We start from the raw sequence: 16,960 nt of genomic DNA, 5'->3' as shown, positions 1-16,960 counted from the left end.
GGTCCGCCTCCCCCAAACGCCTGTCCCATGCGCTTTTTCTCGGACAACGCCGCCCGTATCCATCCCAAGGTGATGGAGGCCATCGCCAGCGCCGACCAGTTGGACACCGCCTATGACGGCGACCGCTGGTCGAAGGCGCTGGACGGCCGATTGTCCGAACTGTTCGGCACGCAGGTCGAGGTCCTGTGGGTGCCCACCGGCACCGCTGCCAATTGCCTGGCGCTGGCCGCGCTCTGCCCGCCGCATGGCGGCGTCGTCTGCCACCGCGACTCGCACATCCAGAATGACGAGGGCGGCGCGCCCGAATTCTACACCCACGGCGCCAAGCTGATGCTGGCCGATGGCGAGGGGGCCAAGCTGACCCCCGACACGATCCGGACCGTGATCGATGCCATCGCCGACGACGTCCACCGGGTCCAGCCGCACGCCGTCTCGATCACCAACGCGACCGAATATGGCCGCGTCTACAACCCCGACGAGGTCGCCGCGATCGGTGCGCTGGCCCAGCAGCGAGGCCTCGGCTTCCACATGGACGGCGCGCGCTTCGCCAATGCGGTCGCACGGCTGGGCTGCACGCCCGCCGCGCTGACCTGGCAGTCGGGGGTGGAGGCCCTGTCCTTCGGCTTCGTCAAGAACGGCGCGATGAGCGCCGAGGCGCTGGTCTTCTTCAAGCCCGGCCTTGCCGATGCCACCCGCCGCCGCCGCAAGCGTGCCGGGCTGTTGATGTCCAAGGGCCGCTATCTGGCGGCGCAGGTCCTGGCGATGGTCGAGAACGACCTGTGGATCGCCAATGGCGCGCTGGCCAATGCCTGTGCCGAGCGGCTGGGCGGCGCGGCGGGCGAGCGGCTGGTCCACCCGGTCGAGGCGAACGAGGTCTTCCTGCGCGTCACGCCCGAAGAGGCCGCGAGCCTGCGCGCGCAGGGGTTCGACTTTTACGACTGGGCGGAGGGTGAGATTCGCCTCGTCACCGCCTGGGACACCGATGCGCAGGCGGCCGTTCGCCTCGCCGACGCGATCGCCCGGCTATGAGCGAGTTCGACACGGCCCCCCGCTCGACCCGCGCCGCCGTCCTGATCCCCTTCGCCATCGTCACGCTGATCTGGGGATCGACCTGGCTGGTGATCCGCGACCAGATTTCGGTCGTCCCCGCGACCTGGTCGGTCAGCTATCGCTTCCTCGTCGGCGGGCTCGCCATGGGCGCCTTCGCGCTCGCCCGGCGGGAGAGTTTTCGGCTGGGCACCACCGGCTGGCTGTTCGCCGCGGGGATCGGAGTGTTCCAGTTCGTCCTGAACTTCAACTTCGTCTACCGGGCGGAAGCCTATATCACCTCCGGGCTGGTCGCGGTCGTGTTCGCGATGCTGCTGATCCCCAATGCGGGCTTTGCGCGCCTCTTCCTGGGGCAGCGCATGGGGCGGCAGTTGCTGGTCGGCTCCGGCATAGCGATGGCGGGGGCGGCGCTGCTGTTCGTGCACGAGGCGCGGGTCGATCCGGCGGGACCCGCGCGCGCGCTGACCGGCATCGCGCTGACCATCATCGCGATCCTGTCGGCGTCGACCGCCAATGTCATGCAGGCGACCAACACCGCCAAGCGTTTCCCGATGCATGCGACGCTCAGCATCGCGATGCTGACGGGCGCGGCGCTGGATGCGATCATCGCCTATAGCCTGAACGGCCCGCCGGTGTTCGAGATGCGCGCCGGCTATGTGCTGGGCATCCTCTATCTGGGGCTGTTCGCCTCGGCGCTGGCCTTTCCGCTCTATTACCGCGTGCTGCGCGCGATCGGCCCGGCCAAGGCGGCCTATTCCAGCGTCATCGTGCCGGTGATCGCGATGAGCCTGTCGACGGTGTTCGAGGGCTATCGCTGGTCGCTGCTGGCGGGTGCGGGGGCGGCGGTGACGGCCGCCGGGCTGGTCATGGCGCTCAAGGCCCGCAGGCCCAACCGGTAATCGGGATAGCGGGGCCGCCAGCCCAGCACCCGCTTCGCCTTGCCATTGGCCACCCGCCGGTTCTCGGCATAGAAGCCCCGCGCCGCCGCCGACAGGCTCTCCAGCGGGACCAGCGGCGGCGGCGGCATCCCCGCAAGCGTGGCGGCATAGGAGACGACGGCATCCTGGTCGCAGGGGAAATCGTCGGCCAGGTTATAGGCCCCCGCCGGGCCGTCGAACCCGGCGATCACGCCCGATACGATATCGGCGATATGCACCCGGCTGAACACCTGTCCCGCCAGCCCGACGCGGTGCGCCCGACCGCCGCGAACCCGGTCGATCGGCGAGCGGCCGGGGCCATAGATGCCGGGCAGGCGAAACACCCGCGCGCCCAGCGCCTGCCAGTCCGCATCCGCCACCGCCCGCGCCGCGCGGCGGCCCGAGCCGATCGGTGCGGTCTCGTCCACCCACGCGCCGCCGGTGTCGCCATACACGCCGGTCGAGGACAGATAGCCGATCCAGGCGTCCGATTTCACGAGGTGCGCGCCATAAGCGACCAGCACCGGATCATGCTCGCCCTCGGGTGGGACGGAGGACAGGATATGCGTGGCGGCGGCGATCTCCGCCTCCACGTACTCCCGGTCGTCGAAGCGGAGCGTGCCGCCGCGTCCGTCGCGGGTGGTGCCCGAAACGGACCAGCCGCGCCCTTCCAGCAGCGCGGCCAGATGACCGGCGGCATAGCCCATGCCGAAGACGAATAGCTTGCTCACCCTACCTCCGTTCGCACTGAGCGAAGTCGAAGTGCATGCCCCGGACGGGCCACCTGGCCAAGGTCATCCCTTGGCCTTCGACTTCGCTCAGGCTGAACGGATGGGGGGCGGCTTGGCTGCGGAGGACGGTGGCACGCATCACTTCGCCGCCATCGGCCCCTTGTAGAGCGTGCCGAAATAATCGCCCTTGTTCCACACCGGCCGCTCGGGCGCATCGGCGATCTCGCGGGCGATGGCATAGTTCACGCTGACGAAGCGCGGCCCCTGGCTCCAGTCGATGCCCTGGTCCACCTCGTCGCCGGGGCGGTGATAGCGGTGGCTCATGAAATCCTCGACCGCCGCCTTGCCCGGCCCCGCCTGCCCCGGCCACAGGAAGACCGAGGGGATGCCCTTCTGCACGAAGCGGAAATGGTCGGAGCGGACGAAGATCCCCTCCTCGGGCATCGGATCGGGCGCGACCGGCAGGCCCATCGCCCCAACCGCCTTGCGCACGATCGGGCCCAGCGTCGATCGGTCGGCGCCGAACACCACCATGTCCTCGAACTTGTAGGTCAGGATCGGCATGTCGAGATTGACGTCGGCGACGATCGACTTCAGCGGCACGGTCGGATGGTTGGCGAAATAGTCGGAGCCGACCAGCCCCTTTTCCTCCGCCGTCACCGCCAGGAACATCACGGTCCGCTTGGGCGGGGTGGCGGCGGTCTTGAACCGCTTGGCCTCCTCGATCAGGCTGGCGATGCCGATCGCATTGTCGAGCGCGCCATTGTTGATCCGGTCGCCATCGCCGCCTTCGTTGGTGCCGATATGGTCGAGATGCGCCGACAGGACGACCACCTCGTCCTTCAGCCTGGGGTCGCTGCCGGGGATCAGGCCAATGACGTTGCTGCTGTCCATCGGCTTGAACCGGGTCTTGGACGCCACCGTCAGCTGCCCCCTGGCGGTCAGCGGCTTATAGGCGGGCTTCGCCGTGGCGGCGGCCTTCATCACCGCGTCCCAGCCCTTGCCGAACAGCTTGGCCGCGCCCGCCTGCGACAGGGTGCCCAGCACCGGGGTCGACGGGGTCATGGCATGCGCGGTGCCGTCCGGGTTGGCCCAGGTCACGCGCGGCGCGTCATAATAGCGCGCCAGCGTCGAGAAGGGCCGCTGGCGGGGCCCGGCGCGCGGCATGTCGATCTGGATCGCGCCGACCGCGCCCTTCGCCGCCGCCAGCGAGGCCTTGTTGCCCGCCGATCCGAAAAAGGCGCGCGCTTCGCCGTCCAGCCCCTCGGGCGTGCCGGGGACGAAGGCGACGATCTTGCCGCGCACATCGACGTTCCGGTAATCGGTCAGCCCATATTGCGCTGCGTCGATGCCATAGCCGACGAAGACGACCGGCGCCGACACGCTGGTCTCGCGCCGGTCGGGCACGGGCGAGGGCACGAAGTCCTCGGCGAAGACCAGCTCCTGCGGCTGTCCGTCCGCCGGCGTCCACAGCGCGCTGCCCTTGTCGGCGACATTGTACGCGACCAGCGGCACCTTTTGCAGATAGCCGCCCTGGTCGCCGCCGGGCCGCAGCCCCGCCGCATAGAATTGCGCCGCCACATATTGCGCGGCGATGTCATAATCGCGCGTCCCCGCCTCGCGCCCCGCCATCGCGTCGGAGGCCAGGAACAGGACATGCGCCTTCATCGCGGCCTGATCCTCGGGCAGCGGTGCGGTGATGACGGCATTGCGCTCGGCCGCGCTGCGCTGCGCCGCCGGTGCCGAGGCGGTCGGGGCGGCGGCCTGGAGGTGCAGATGGTCATGGTCGTGGGCGACAGCGGCGGTGGACAGGAGAAGCAGCGGCAAAAGGGCCGTCGAACGCGACATGCAGAACCTTTCCAGAGAAGTATGACACAGGCGTAACAGGCCATATCGCCCGATCAACCCCGGCCACGGCGCGGGCCTGTGCTTTTTCGGGTACGGCCGATGGTGGTCCAATGCGCTGGCCGTGGCTATATTCCCGTCATGGACATCCAGCGTAGCGCCGCCCAGCCCAGCATGACCCCGGCCGCCATCCGGCGCGAGGATTATGCGCCGCCCGCCTGGCGCGTGCCCGAGACGCGGCTCGACTTCACGCTCGACCCCGCCGAAACCCTGGTCCGCGCGACCCTGTCGGTGGTGCGCGACGGCGCGCATGACGAACCGCTGCGGCTGGACGGCGCGGGGCAGGTGCCGCTGTCGGTCAAGGTCGACGGCGTGGCGGTGAACGACTGGCGGATCGAGGGCGAACAGCTGGTCGTCCCGCTGCCCGGCGATTCCCATGAAGTCGAGACCGAGGTGGCGATCGCGCCCGACCACAATACCCAGCTGATGGGTCTTTATGCCTCGGGCGGGAATCTGTGCACCCAGTGCGAGGCGGAGGGGTTTCGCCGCATCACCTTCTTCCCCGACCGGCCCGATGTCCTGAGCGTCTATCGGGTGCGGATGACCGCCGACCGGGGGCGCTATCCGGTGCTGCTCGCCAATGGCGATCCGGTGGCCAGCGGCGAGAATGACGACGGCACCCATTGGGCGGAGTGGCACGATCCCTTCCCCAAGCCCTCCTATCTCTTCGCGCTGGTGGCGGGCGACCTGGCGGTCAACGCCGCGACCTTCACCACCATGAGCGGTCGCGAGGTGCGCTTAGGCATCTGGGTCCGCGCCGCCGACCTGCCCAAGACCACCCATGCGCTCCATGCGCTGAAGCTGTCCATGGCCTGGGACGAGCGGGTCTATGGCCGCGAATATGACCTGGACGTGTTCAACATCGTCGCGGTCGACGATTTCAACTTCGGCGCGATGGAGAATAAGGGGCTGAACATCTTCAACAGCCGCTACATCCTCGCCGATCCCGACACCGCGACCGATTACGACTATGACGCGATCGCCGCCGTCGTCGCGCATGAATATTTCCACAACTGGTCGGGCAACCGGATCACCTGCCGCGACTGGTTCCAACTGAGCCTCAAGGAAGGCTTTACCGTCTATCGCGACCAATGTTTCTCCGCCGACCAGGGATCGGCGGCGGTCAAGCGGATCGAGGATGTGCGCGGCCTGCGCGCCAGCCAGTTCCCGGAGGATTCGGGCCCGCTCGCCCATCCGGTGCGCCCGGAAAGCTATATCGAGATCAGCAACTTCTATACGGCGACCATCTATAACAAGGGTGCCGAGCTGATCCGCATGATGGCGACGATGCTGGGCCCGGTGAAGTTCCGCGCCGCGACCGACCTGTACTTCACCCGCTTCGACGGGACGGCGGCGACCTGCGAGGATTTCGTCGCCTGCATGGAGGAGGCGGGCGGCGTCGACCTGTCGCAGTTCCGCCTCTGGTATAGCCAGGCGGGAACCCCGCGCGTCTCGGCGGGCCTCTCGCACGAACCCGGCGGCGGTCGCGCGACGCTGCGCCTGGCCCAGCATGTCCCCGCCACGCCGGGGCAGGCCGTCAAGCAGCCGATGGTCCTGCCGCTCAAGGTCCGGCTGTTCGGTGCGGAGACGGGCCGCCCGCTGACCGACGAGCGGCTGATCCTGCTCGACCAGGTGGCCGAGACGATCACCTTCGAGGCGGTGACCGAACGGCCCGTCCTGTCGATCAATCGCGGCTTTTCCGCCCCCGTGGTGGTCGAGAGCGACCGGACGGCGGAGGATCTCGCCTTCCTGTCGGCGCATGACGACGATCCCTTCGCCCGCTATGAGGCGATGCAGCAGCTGATGCTCGACACGCTGGTCGCGGGCACGATCCATGGCGAGGTGCGAGCCGAGGCCGTGGTCGACGCGGTGACCCGTACGCTGGCGGCCGAGGGGCTGGAGCCCGCCTTTCTGGCCGAGGCCGTGCTGCTGCCGTCCGAGAATTTCATCGGCGACCAGCTGGCGACGGTCGATCCCGACGCGATCCATGCCGCGCGCGAGGCGCTTCGCCGTCGCCTGGGGCAGGCGCTGGAGCCCGAATGGCGACGGCTCCATGCCGAGCTGGCGCAGGATGCCTATGTCTATTCGCCCGAGGCCAAGGGGCGGCGTCGGCTGCGCAACGTCGCGCTCGGCTATATCGCGGCGAGCGGCGCGGAGGATGCCGCCGCGCTCGCCTTCGCGCAGTTCGAGGGGGCCGACAACATGACCGATCGGCAGGCGGCGCTGACCACTTTGGTCAATTCCGACGCGCCCGAGCGCGAGGCGGCGCTGGCGCAGTTCCATGCGCGCTATGCCGACAATCCGCTGGTCCTGGACAAATGGTTCCAGACCCAGGCGCTGTCGTCGCGCAGCGACACCGGCGCGATCGTCGAGCGGCTGGCCGGGCATCCCGACTTCACGCTCGCCAACCCCAACCGCGCCCGCGCGCTGGTCGGGGCGTTCGGGATGAACCAGCGTGCGCTGAACGCGGCGGACGGTTCGGGCTATCGCTTCCTGGCCGACCAGCTGATCGCGCTCGACCGGCTCAACCCGCAAACGGCGGCCAAGCTGTTGCCGCCGCTGGGCCGCTGGCGGCGGTTCGACGCGAAACGCTCCGCCCTGATGCGCGCCGAGCTGATGCGGATCATCGCCACGCCGGGGCTGTCGAAGGATCTGTTCGAGCAGGCGTCGAAGAGCATCGAATAATCCCATTCCTCCCCAAGCTGTGCTTGGGGAGGGGGACCGCCGCGAAGCGGTGGTGGAGGGGCATGCTCGCTGGCGGGGACACCCCTCCGTCAGTCCTTTGGACTGCCACCTCCCCTTGCAGGGGAGGAATTTATTGCGTCTTTGCCTTCAAAAATCCTTCCATCACGATCCACTGGTAGAAGGCGTCGAACCAGCCGGTGCTGGTCGTCTTCTTCGGATACATGCCGAAGCCGTGCCCGCCCTGGCCATAGAGGTGGAACTCGACGGGCTTCTTCGCCGCTAGCCACTGGTCGATCAGGCCGAAGCCCTTGCCCGCGAACAGCGGATCGTCGGCGGCGATCGCGGCGAACATCGGCGGCGCGTCAGCGGGGACCGTCATCGGCTGGAGCGGGCCATAGATGTCGCCGACAAAGGCGGGCCTGGCCCGACCGTCGAGCACCGTCGCCACGGTCAGCATCGCACCCGCCGAAAAGCCGACCATGCCGATCCGGTTGGGGTCGACCTTCCACTCGTTCGCGCGCTGGCGGACCAGGGCGAAGGCGGCGCGCGAGTCGGCGATCTGGGGGGCCAGGCCCTTCAGCGCCTCTTCGGGGCTGGGCCGCGCGGCGGGGCGCGCCACGCTGGAGAACATCGCCGCCATCGACTTTTCGAATTCGCCCATATCCGCGGGCGTCTGGTTCAGCCGGTATTTCAGGACGAAGGCGGCGATGCCGCGATCGGCCAGCGCCTTGGCAACGTCCCAGCCCTCATTCTGCATCGACAGCGTGCGGAAGCCGCCACCGGGCGCGACGATCACCGCCGCGCCGGTCGCCTTGGCGGGATCGGGCAGGAAGGAAGTCAGCGTCGCTTGCGTCACGTTGCGCGCGAAGACGCTGTCATATTGGCTGTGCCAGCTTTCCTTGTTCTTCGCACCGGGCAAGGGGCCGGTGTTCAGCGCAATGGCACCCGGCTGAGCGGGGATGGCGATCGGCACCATCTTGTCGCTCTGCGCGAAGGCGGGTGCCGCCACCGAGAGCGTTAGCAAAGCGGCCAGCGCATGGCGGGCCCAGCGTTTGGACTTCATATCCCCTCCTGTCCTCCGTGGGTTATGTCCCTACGGTCGGACGGGGATGGTACGCTTCGGGGCGTGGGGTGCAAGGGGTAATGTTAAGGCTAACAGTGGGGTGGGGCGTGGGCTTCGACTTCGCTCAGCCTGAACGGCTGTTGTATTCAGCCTTGGCCCCCACAGCCCGTTCAGCCTGAACGTAGTCGAAGGCCAAGGGAATCTCTCAGAACAACCGCCCCCCATCGGGCACCGCCTGATCCGGCCCGATCAGCACCACCTGCCCCTCCACATCGGGAAAGCCCAGGGTCAGCACCTCGGACATCATCGGCCCGATCTGGCGCGGCGGGAAATTGACCACCGCCGCCACCCGCCGCCCGACCAGTGTCTCGGGCGTGTAATGCCGCGTGATCTGCGCCGAGGATCGCTTGACCCCGATGACGGGACCGAAGTCGATGGTCAGCTTGATCGCGGGCTTGCGCGCCTCCGGAAAGGGCTCGGCGGCGATGACGGTGCCGACGCGGATGTCGACCGCCAGGAAATCCTCGATCCCGATCCGGGGTGCGGGCGCGTCAGAAGTCGACATTGTCGTAATGCGACGGCGGCGTGACCATCTCCATCCGCTCGGACAACAGCGGGCGGAAGGAGGGGCGGCTCTTCAACCCGCGATACCAGCGCGCGGTCTGCTCATGCCCCTTCCAGTCGATGCCGCCCAGATAATCGGCGACCGAGATCTGCGCGGCGGCGGCGAGGTCGGCCAGGCTCATCGTCGCGCCGCCCAGCCAGTTGCGATGGTCGAGCAGATAATCGGTATAGTCGAGATGCCCGACCGCCGCCTTCATCGCTTCGCGCAGGCCCTTGGCATCGGGGCTGCCGGTGCGCGCGACGCGCTTGACCATGCGCTCGTGCAGCAGCGGGCCGGTCACGTCCTGATAGAAATGCGTGTCGAACCACGTCACCAGCCGCCGAATCTCGGCCCGGCCGACGGCGGTGCCGTTGATCATCGCCGACTTCTCGACCGTCTCCTCGAAATATTCCGAGATCGCCATGGAATCGACCAGCAGCACGCCGCGCTCCTCGTCGACCATCACCGGGGTCTGCCCGGCGGGGTTCATGTCGAGGAACTCGTCGCGCCGCTGCCACGGCGACTCGCGGACCAACTCATATCCGACGCCCTTCTCGCCCAGCAGCAGCCGGACCTTGCGCGAAAAGGGACAGAGCGGGAATTGATAGAGTTGCCACATGCCGCCCATCTAAGCGGCCGGGCATGGTTACGCCAACCCCGATGGCGATGTTTTCACCCGCCCGCGCGACGCAGGACGGCACAGTCGCCGCCACCCGACCACGACGCCGCTGACCGACAGGATCAGCCCGGCGATCGACCAGAGCCACATCCACGCCGTCCAGCCGGGCCGCCACGCGGTCAGCCACGGCCAGTCCCAGGTGTGCAGCAGCGTATAGGCCCAGCGATAGGCCCGCCGGACGCGGTCCTGCCGCTCGACCACCGCCCCGCTCATCGGGTCGAGATAGAGCCAGGTTGCCGCACGATCGTCGAACCGCATCCGCACCACCGGCAGCCTGGCGGTATTGGTCCAGTAGAAATCGGGCCGCTCCAGCCGCGCCACCCCCGTCACATGCCCACCGGGCACCAGCATGGCGGCGGCGTCCGGTCGATCGATCGGCGCGGCCGGGGCCAGCGTCGCCTGCTCCAGCCAGCGCGGATGCGGTCCGGCCGGATCGATCGCGATGCGCCGCCATCCGCCATCGCCGCTCCACACGACGCTGCGCGCAGGGCCCGCCATGGCGGCGAGCCGGTCGAGCGCCACCGGCTCGCCCGCCTGCCCGGCATAGGCGCGCATCGCCTCCACCGGCGCGGTGCCCCCGGCAAAGACGCGTCCCGGATCGACCGACAGCCAGCCGCTGACGATCCAGCCGGTCAGCAGCACGCCGCCCAGCAGCCCGCTGACATGATGCCAGACCATCCAGCCGCGATAGGGCGTCACCCGCCCGCCGCGATAGCGACGCCGCCCCAGCCGCATGCGCAGGATGCCGATCCACATCCCGGTCAGCGCGACCGCGATGCACGGCCCCGACACCCACATCACCACCTGCCGCCACAGCCCGCCGTCGCGGCGCAGGATCGTCGGATAGAGCCAGTGCGGCACCGACCCCAGCCAGTTCCAGATGCGCTGCGTCCGCGTCGTCCGCTGCACCGGCTGGCCGGTCAGGCTGGAGACATAGATCTCGGTCCCGGCGGCATCGGCCAGCGTCGCCTTCCACAACAGACGGTGCCGGTCGAAGCCGCCCGCCACGGTCCACTGGTCATGCCCGATGGGCGCGACCGCCACGACCGCCGCCCCCGCGAACCGCGCCGCGACCCGGCGGGCATAGGCGGCATCGACCGGCGCGACGCGAGCCCCCGTCCGGGCGGAGCGGATGTGCGTCTCGCCCCCCGCCCCTTCGATCCGCCAGACCGGCACACCGTCGCGCATCTCCAGCGTGATCCGCCGTGCGGTCGCGCCGTCCGGCGGCGGCCGATCGACCCGGCCCCAGTCGATCGGCTCCGCCCCGGCCGCCATCTGGGCAGGGGTCAGCGCGGGATAGGGGACGTAGATCATCACCAACCCGGAGGCGAACCACATCGCGAAGAACAGGCAGGCGGCGATCCCGGCCCAGCGATGGACGAGAAAGGCGAACCGGACGGCCGCCCTTCCCCATGACGCGTCAGAACGTCGCACGAAGGCCCAGGTCCAGCGAGCGCGGGCGCCCCAATATCCATTGCTGGTCGCCATAGGCGGTGACCGCATAGGCCTTGTCGAACAGGTTATAGACGCGCAGGTCGACCGCCATGCGCGGGCTCAGCGCATAGGACAGGGTGGCGTCTACCGTCGCATAGCCGGGGATGCGAAACGCATCGGCATTGTCGGAGAAGCGCCGCCCGACATAGCGCAGCCCCGCCCGCGCCTGCATGCGGGCCGTGGCATCCCAGCGCAGCCAGAGATTGCCCAGCGCCTCGGGCACATTGGGCGGCGTCCGGCCGCTATAGTCCGCGCCGCCCGAGCGGAAATCGTCGAACCGCGCATCCAGCATCGTCGCATTGGCATCGATCCCGAACCCCTGGGGCAGATCGACCGAGACCGCCGCCTCCACCCCTTGCGCCGAACGCTGACCGACCTGCTCGACCGGGCTGGAGATAGTGCGCTGCGCCAGCAGCCCCGTCTTGACGATGCGATAGGCCGCCAGCGTCGCGGTGCCGCGTCCGCCCAGGAACAGCCACTTGGCGCCCAGCTCGACCTGGTTGCCCTTCGCATTGCCGAACTGCACCTGCCCGCTCGACACGGTGGTCAGCGTGGCCAGCGGATCGACGCCGGTGGCATATTGGCCATAGAGCGACAGGGTCGGCCTCGGCTGATACACGATGCCCGCCCGCCAGGTCGCGTTGCGGAAGGTCTTTTCAAAGGCGAAGCGATCGGTCCGCGTGCCGCCCGGATAGGCGATCGCCCAGCGGCGGACCTGATCCTCCTCGTAACGGAAACCGCCGACCACCGACCATTTCGGGCCCAGCGTCACCCGATCCTCGGCAAACACCGCCAGCGCGACGGTGCGGGTGCGGTATCGCGGCGCGATTCCCTGCGTATCCAGGAAGCGGCCGGGATCGAAGGCGAAGGGATCGACCGCATCGACCTGCGCATCCGATCCGAAGTCGTTCTCATGGGTGAAGCGCACCAGATTGGCGTCGACCCCGACGACCAGCGCATTGGCGATGCCCGGCGCCAGCGGCGTGCGCAGCGTCACGCTCGCCTGGTCGCCCCATTGGGTCTGGTCGTGACGGATGCCGTAATTGTCGCTCCGCCGGATCGTGCCGGGCGTACCGCTCGCCCCGTTGGCGCACGTGCCGTTGGTACCGACCCAGCAATAGCTCTCCAGATTGCGCCAGAATCGATCGCTGGTCAGATAATAGGCGATGTTGGAGACGCTGACCGCCGCGCTCGGCGTCCAGTCGACCTGTACCGAGGCACGGTCGTCGCGAAACCGCATCCGCCCGTCCCCGACATTATAGTTGCGCGTCCGGATCGCCGGGTCGAGCCGCCCGCCGATCAGCGGCGTCCCGAAATAGCCGATCGGCCGCTGGTCGCCATGATCGCCGCGGATCGTCACCGCCAGCCGTGGCGAGGGGGTCCACTTCACCGTGCCCGACAGCGCGAAGCTGTGCGAATCGCCCCGATCGACATAGCCGTCCGACCGACGATAGCTGGCATCCAGCCGATAGCCCAGCGTGGCCCCCGCCGGCCCCCCGATCCCGGCCGCCAGCCGGACACTGTCCTGCGCGCCATAGCCGATCTCGGCCTGCCCCTCGGTCCGGGCGGTGGGCTTGCGCATCACCACATTGACCGCGCCGCCCAGCGCGCCCTGGCCATAGAGCACCGACGCCGGGCCGCTCAGCACGTCGATCCGCTCGACCATCCAGGGATCGGTCGGAAAGGTGATCGTCCCCGCCGCCGGGAACAGCCGGACCCCGTCGATCAATTGCAGGACCGAGCCCTGTCCGGAAAAGCCACGCGCCGCCAGCGCGGTGCCGCCATTGCCGGGATTGGCGACGCTCGACAGTCCGGGGGCCCGTGTCTCGGCCTCGACGATCGACTGGTCGCCCCGCGCACGCACCAGGTCGCCGTCGAGCGAGGTGATGCTGGCGGGGGTTTCGAGCGGGGTCAGCCCCAATCGGCTGCCCGTGGCATTGGGCCGGTCCATCGCCGGTTTGTCGCGCGTGCCGACGACCAATATCGTGGCGTCGGTGCCGGTCGGCATGCCCCCCTGCTGCGCCCAGGCGGGCATCGCCATGCAGGACCACAGGGCTCCACCCGCAAAGATGAGACCACGGTTCGATAATATGTGATGATATAACATTATTTGCTCATAGCGTCTTGTCGCGAACAAGCCGAGGCCTTCCGTTCGTTTCGAACGGCCGGATGCCATGCGCGCTGGACGCCTTTCCGCACTCGACATGGCCACCCATGCGCCTCCGCCACCATTGGCGTCGCTCGTCGGAAAAGACCTAGCCACGGCCATCCCCTGGGCCCGGCATGAGCGACCTGACGCCGGCAGGTCTCCTGGCTCACGGGTCATCGCGAACCATGCGCCTTCCCAGGTTGCCCCAGTGGCTGGACCGGCTCGCCACCGGTCCCTGCATGTCCGCTCACCGCTTACAGTTGCAGGGACAGCCTCGGATTCGGGCGGTCACCCGCCCTCACCGCGTTCCCTTTTAATTCCCCTGTTCGGGGAAACCGGCGCGATCACGACCGGAATATTCCGGCCGCGTACTGATTGCGGCAATCGGCGGGGCGGGTCAAGCATCTGCCCCCAGGAGCGGCTTTGCGCTATCCCGGGCCCATGACCCGCAAGATCCGCTATCTGACCGCAACGATGCCCGACGGCTATGTGAAGACCATCGGCCCGACTTCAGCCCCGTTCACCCATTACTGGCGGATCGTCGCCGATCTGGGCGGGGGCCGGACGGAGGTGTTCTGGGGTCACGCGAAATCGCGGAAAGAAGCCATGGCGCACGACGCGTCGCTGGCCGAAGCGGCACGCAAGCGCGGCTGGGTGGGGCACAGATTCGAGGTGGCGGAATTGGCGGAGAGCCAGGATCCGCCAGCGGCCCTGCCGCCGAGGGGTGGCGGGCGTCGTCGCTGAGGCGTGAACGCGCCAATCCGCCACCGGCTATGCCGTGGCGGTTTCGTATGGGATGATGTTGGGTGTGTATGGTTGCGGGGGCAGGATTTGAACCTGCGGCCTTCAGGTTATGAGCCTGACGAGCTACCGGGCTGCTCCACCCCGCGATTGAGCTGAGCCGCACGGCGGCACGCTTCATGCGTGGTGTCGTGGGGCTGAGCGCCCCGGGCTGAGTGCCCGAGGAAACAAGTGAATGGGTTTTTGTGTATACGCGGACTATAATGCCTGGCGACGCCCTACTCTTCCACTGCTTGAGCAGTAGTACCATTGGCGCAGTCGGGTTTCACGGCCGAGTTCGGGATGGGATCGGGTGGGACACCGACGCTATGGCCACCAGGCAATAGAGTCCGCGAATACTGACCCCGCTTTGTGGGCGGGGTGATGGGTATAAAATCGATGCACCTGGCTTGATAATGACCGCACCCTTTTGCCGTCAGCCCAGGGCTGATGGTGGGGGTGTGGAGCTCTCAAGCGCGAATAGGACAATTAGTATCGGTTAGCTCCATGCGTTACCGCACTTCCACATCCGATCTATCGAGGTCGTGGTCTTCGACCGTCCTGAGAAATCTTATCTTGAGGGAGGCTTCCCGCTTAGATGCTTTCAGCGGTTATCCCGTCCGTACATAGCTACCCTGCTGCGCCGTTGGCACGACGACAGGTACACCAGAGGTACGTTCAACCCGGTCCTCTCGTACTAGGGTCAACTCCTCTCAAATTTCGACGCCCACGGCAGATAGGGACCAAACTGTCTCGCGACGTTCTGAACCCAGCTCACGTACCACTTTAATTGGCGAACAGCCAAACCCTTGGGACCTGCTCCAGCCCCAGGATGTGATGAGCCGACATCGAGGTGCCAAACAACCCCGTCGATATGAGCTCTTGGGGGTTATCAGCCTGTTATCCCCGGCGTACCTTTTATCCGTTGAGCGATGGCCCTTCCACGAGGGACCACCGGATCACTATGACCGACTTTCGTCTCTGCTCGACTTGTCAGTCTCGCAGTCAGGCTGGCTTATGCCATTGCACTCTAACAGCCGGTTTCCAACCGGCCTGAGCCAACCTTCGCGCGCCTCCGTTACTCTTTAGGAGGCGACCGCCCCAGTCAAACTACCCGCCACAGAGGGTCCCTGTACCGGTTTCACGGTACGAGGTTAGACATTAAACAACAACAGGGTGGTATTTCACCTATGGCTCCACATCGGCTGGCGCCAATGCTTCAAAGCCTCCCACCTATGCTACACAGTTCTTGTCCAATGCCACTCTGAAGCTGCAGTAAAGGTGCACGGGGTCTTTCCGTCTAACCGCGGGTACTCCGCATCTTCACGGAGAATTCAATTTCGCTGAGCATGTCCTGGAGACAGTGGGGAAGTCGTTACGCCATTCGTGCAGGTCGGAACTTACCCGACAAGGAATTTCGCTACCTTAGGACCGTTATAGTTACGGCCGCCGTTTACCTGGGCTTCATTTCAGAGCTTGCACTCCTCCACTTAACCTTCAGGCACCGGGCAGGCGTCAGGCCCTATACGTCGTCTTGAAGCCGACTTAGCAGAGCCCTGTGTTTTTGCTAAACAGTCGCTACCCCCTGGCCTGTGCCCCCCATGAGAGCTTGCGCTTACATGGGGCCTCCTTCTTCCGAAGGTACGGAGGCAATTTGCCGAGTTCCTTCAGGACACTTCTCTCAAGCGCCTTGGTATACTCTACCTGACCACCTGTGTCGGTTTCGGGTACGGTCTATACGGTGGGGCTATTTCCCGGGACCTCTTCGAGGCACGTCCAATCCGATAAGGACGTACAACACACGAGATCCGTCACACACCACCAGGCCCACGAATATTAACGTGGTTCCCATCGACTACCCCCTTCGGGCTCGTCTTAGGGGCCGGCTCACCCTGCGCGGATTAGCCTTGCGCAGGAACCCTTGGTCTTTCGGCGAGAGGGCATCTCACCCTCTTTATCGCTACTCATGTCTGCATTCGCACTTCCGATACCTCCACGACCCATTACCAGATCGCTTCGCAGGCTTACGGAACGCTCCGCTACCGCGTGTACAAAGTACACACCCTAAGCTTCGGTGCGTGTCTTGAGCCCCGTTACATCTTCGCCGCAGAAACCCTTGTTTAGACCAGTGAGCTGTTACGCTTTCTTTAAAGGATGGCTGCTTCTAAGCCAACCTCCTGGTTGTTTTGGGATTTCCACATGCTTTCCCACTTAGACACGACTTGGGGACCTTAGCTGTAGGTCAGGGCTGTTTCCCTTTTGACGACGGACCTTAGCACCCGCCGTCTGTCTCCCGAGTATCACTCATAGGTATTCGGAGTTTGGTTAGTATTGGTAGATCTCGCGACCCCCGCAACCATCCAGTGCTCTACCCCCTATGGTGTCCGCTCGAGGCACTACCTCAATAGTTTTCGCGGAGAACCAGCTATTTCCCGGCTTGATTGGCCTTTCACCCCTAAGCACAACTCATCCGGTAACTTTTCAACGTTAATCGGTTCGGACCTCCAGTGCGTGTTACCGCACCTTCATCCTGGTCATGCATAGATCGCCGGGTTTCGGGTCTAATACTTCAAACTAAAGCGCCCTATTCAGACTCGCTTTCGCTGCGCCTACACCTATCGGCTTAAGCTTGCTTGAAACATTAAGTCACAGACCCATTATGCAAGAGGTACGCAGTCACCCCATAAAGAGGCTCCTACTGCTTGTAGGCAATCCGTTTCAGGTACTGTTTCACTCCCCTCATCGGGGTGCTTTTCACCTTTCCCTCACGGTACTAGTTCGCTATCGGTCATGTACGAGTATTTAGGCTTGGAGGGTGGTCCCCCCATGTTCAGACAGGATTACACGTGTCCCGCCCTACTCGAGTCCTGACACATCACTTTCGCATACGGGGCTGTCACCCGCTA

General features: G+C 66.3%; 11 protein-coding genes, 1 tRNA gene, 2 rRNA genes and 1 riboswitch (1 of these 15 only partly in view). Of the genes, 4 read left to right on the top strand and 10 right to left on the bottom strand.

Annotated features, from left to right (window positions below):
- The first annotated feature begins 27 nt into the window (after positions 1 to 27).
- The gene (locus tag QE360_RS07540) at positions 28 to 1,029 is read left to right on the top strand and encodes a beta-eliminating lyase-related protein (protein WP_309700486.1); all 1,002 of its coding nucleotides are present in this window, start codon (positions 28 to 30) and stop codon (positions 1,027 to 1,029) included.
- Positions 1,026 to 1,946, top strand: coding sequence for an EamA family transporter (locus tag QE360_RS07535; RefSeq protein ID WP_309700484.1), 921 nt, complete (start codon positions 1,026 to 1,028; stop codon positions 1,944 to 1,946). The genes QE360_RS07540 and QE360_RS07535 overlap by 4 nt, the downstream gene beginning before the upstream one ends.
- On the opposite strand, the gene QE360_RS07530 is transcribed toward QE360_RS07535, so the two are convergent.
- Both QE360_RS07530 and QE360_RS07525 read right to left on the bottom strand, forming a co-directional pair.
- Positions 1,856 to 2,695 carry an NAD(P)-dependent oxidoreductase gene (locus QE360_RS07530; RefSeq protein WP_309700482.1) on the bottom strand — a complete coding sequence of 280 codons (840 nt, stop codon included), beginning with the start codon at positions 2,693 to 2,695 and terminating at the stop codon, positions 1,856 to 1,858. The genes QE360_RS07535 and QE360_RS07530 overlap by 91 nt on opposite strands.
- 138 nt (positions 2,696 to 2,833) lie before the next feature.
- Entirely contained in the window at positions 2,834 to 4,543 is a 1,710-nt protein-coding gene (locus QE360_RS07525) for a M28 family metallopeptidase (protein ID WP_309700480.1), read from the bottom strand.
- Between the two features lie 138 nt (positions 4,544 to 4,681).
- Between QE360_RS07525 and pepN the strand changes: the two genes are divergently transcribed.
- Entirely contained in the window at positions 4,682 to 7,285 is a 2,604-nt protein-coding gene (gene pepN / locus QE360_RS07520) for an aminopeptidase N (RefSeq protein ID WP_309700478.1), read from the top strand.
- A 130-nt stretch (positions 7,286 to 7,415) separates the two neighbouring features.
- Here pepN and QE360_RS07515 read toward each other — a convergent pair whose 3' ends face one another.
- The 5 genes from QE360_RS07515 to QE360_RS07495 form a co-directional block, all read right to left on the bottom strand.
- Complete coding sequence (locus QE360_RS07515; RefSeq protein WP_309700476.1) at positions 7,416 to 8,348, bottom strand: alpha/beta hydrolase; 933 nt, start codon at positions 8,346 to 8,348, stop codon at positions 7,416 to 7,418.
- 205 nt (positions 8,349 to 8,553) lie between these two features.
- Positions 8,554 to 8,913: a tRNA-binding protein gene (locus QE360_RS07510; protein ID WP_309700474.1), complete on the bottom strand. Its 360-nt coding sequence runs from the start codon at positions 8,911 to 8,913 to the stop codon at positions 8,554 to 8,556.
- A complete protein-coding gene (locus tag QE360_RS07505) occupies positions 8,900 to 9,571 on the bottom strand; it encodes a glutathione S-transferase family protein (RefSeq protein ID WP_042487586.1) in 672 nt (223 codons plus the stop codon). Before QE360_RS07505 ends, QE360_RS07510 begins: the two co-directional genes overlap by 14 nt.
- Before the next feature lie 27 nt (positions 9,572 to 9,598).
- On the bottom strand, positions 9,599 to 11,065 hold the full coding sequence (locus QE360_RS07500) for a PepSY domain-containing protein (RefSeq protein ID WP_309700472.1): 1,467 nt from the start codon (positions 11,063 to 11,065) through the stop codon (positions 9,599 to 9,601).
- Entirely contained in the window at positions 11,052 to 13,166 is a 2,115-nt protein-coding gene (locus QE360_RS07495) for a TonB-dependent receptor (RefSeq protein ID WP_309700470.1), read from the bottom strand. Before QE360_RS07495 ends, QE360_RS07500 begins: the two co-directional genes overlap by 14 nt.
- A 241-nt stretch (positions 13,167 to 13,407) precedes the next feature.
- Positions 13,408 to 13,629: riboswitch (cobalamin riboswitch) on the bottom strand.
- An 86-nt stretch (positions 13,630 to 13,715) separates the two neighbouring features.
- Between QE360_RS07495 and QE360_RS07490 the strand changes: the two genes are divergently transcribed.
- On the top strand, positions 13,716 to 14,018 hold the full coding sequence (locus QE360_RS07490) for a hypothetical protein (protein WP_309700468.1): 303 nt from the start codon (positions 13,716 to 13,718) through the stop codon (positions 14,016 to 14,018).
- 69 nt (positions 14,019 to 14,087) lie between these two features.
- Here the strand turns inward: QE360_RS07490 and QE360_RS07485 are convergent.
- The 3 genes from QE360_RS07485 to QE360_RS07475 all read right to left on the bottom strand — a co-directional run.
- Positions 14,088 to 14,164, bottom strand: a tRNA-Met gene (locus tag QE360_RS07485).
- Positions 14,165 to 14,280: 116 nt separating this feature from the next.
- Positions 14,281 to 14,395 (bottom strand): 5S ribosomal RNA (gene rrf / locus QE360_RS07480).
- A gap of 128 nt (positions 14,396 to 14,523) precedes the next feature.
- A 23S ribosomal RNA gene (locus tag QE360_RS07475) occupies positions 14,524 to 16,960 on the bottom strand (it continues 385 nt past the right edge of the window).

The sequence above is a fragment of the Sphingomonas sp. SORGH_AS_0789 genome (assembly GCF_031453055.1).
In the GTDB taxonomy this organism is placed as follows: Bacteria; Pseudomonadota; Alphaproteobacteria; order Sphingomonadales; family Sphingomonadaceae; genus Sphingomonas.
This window is presented reverse-complemented; position numbering and strand designations above follow the sequence as displayed.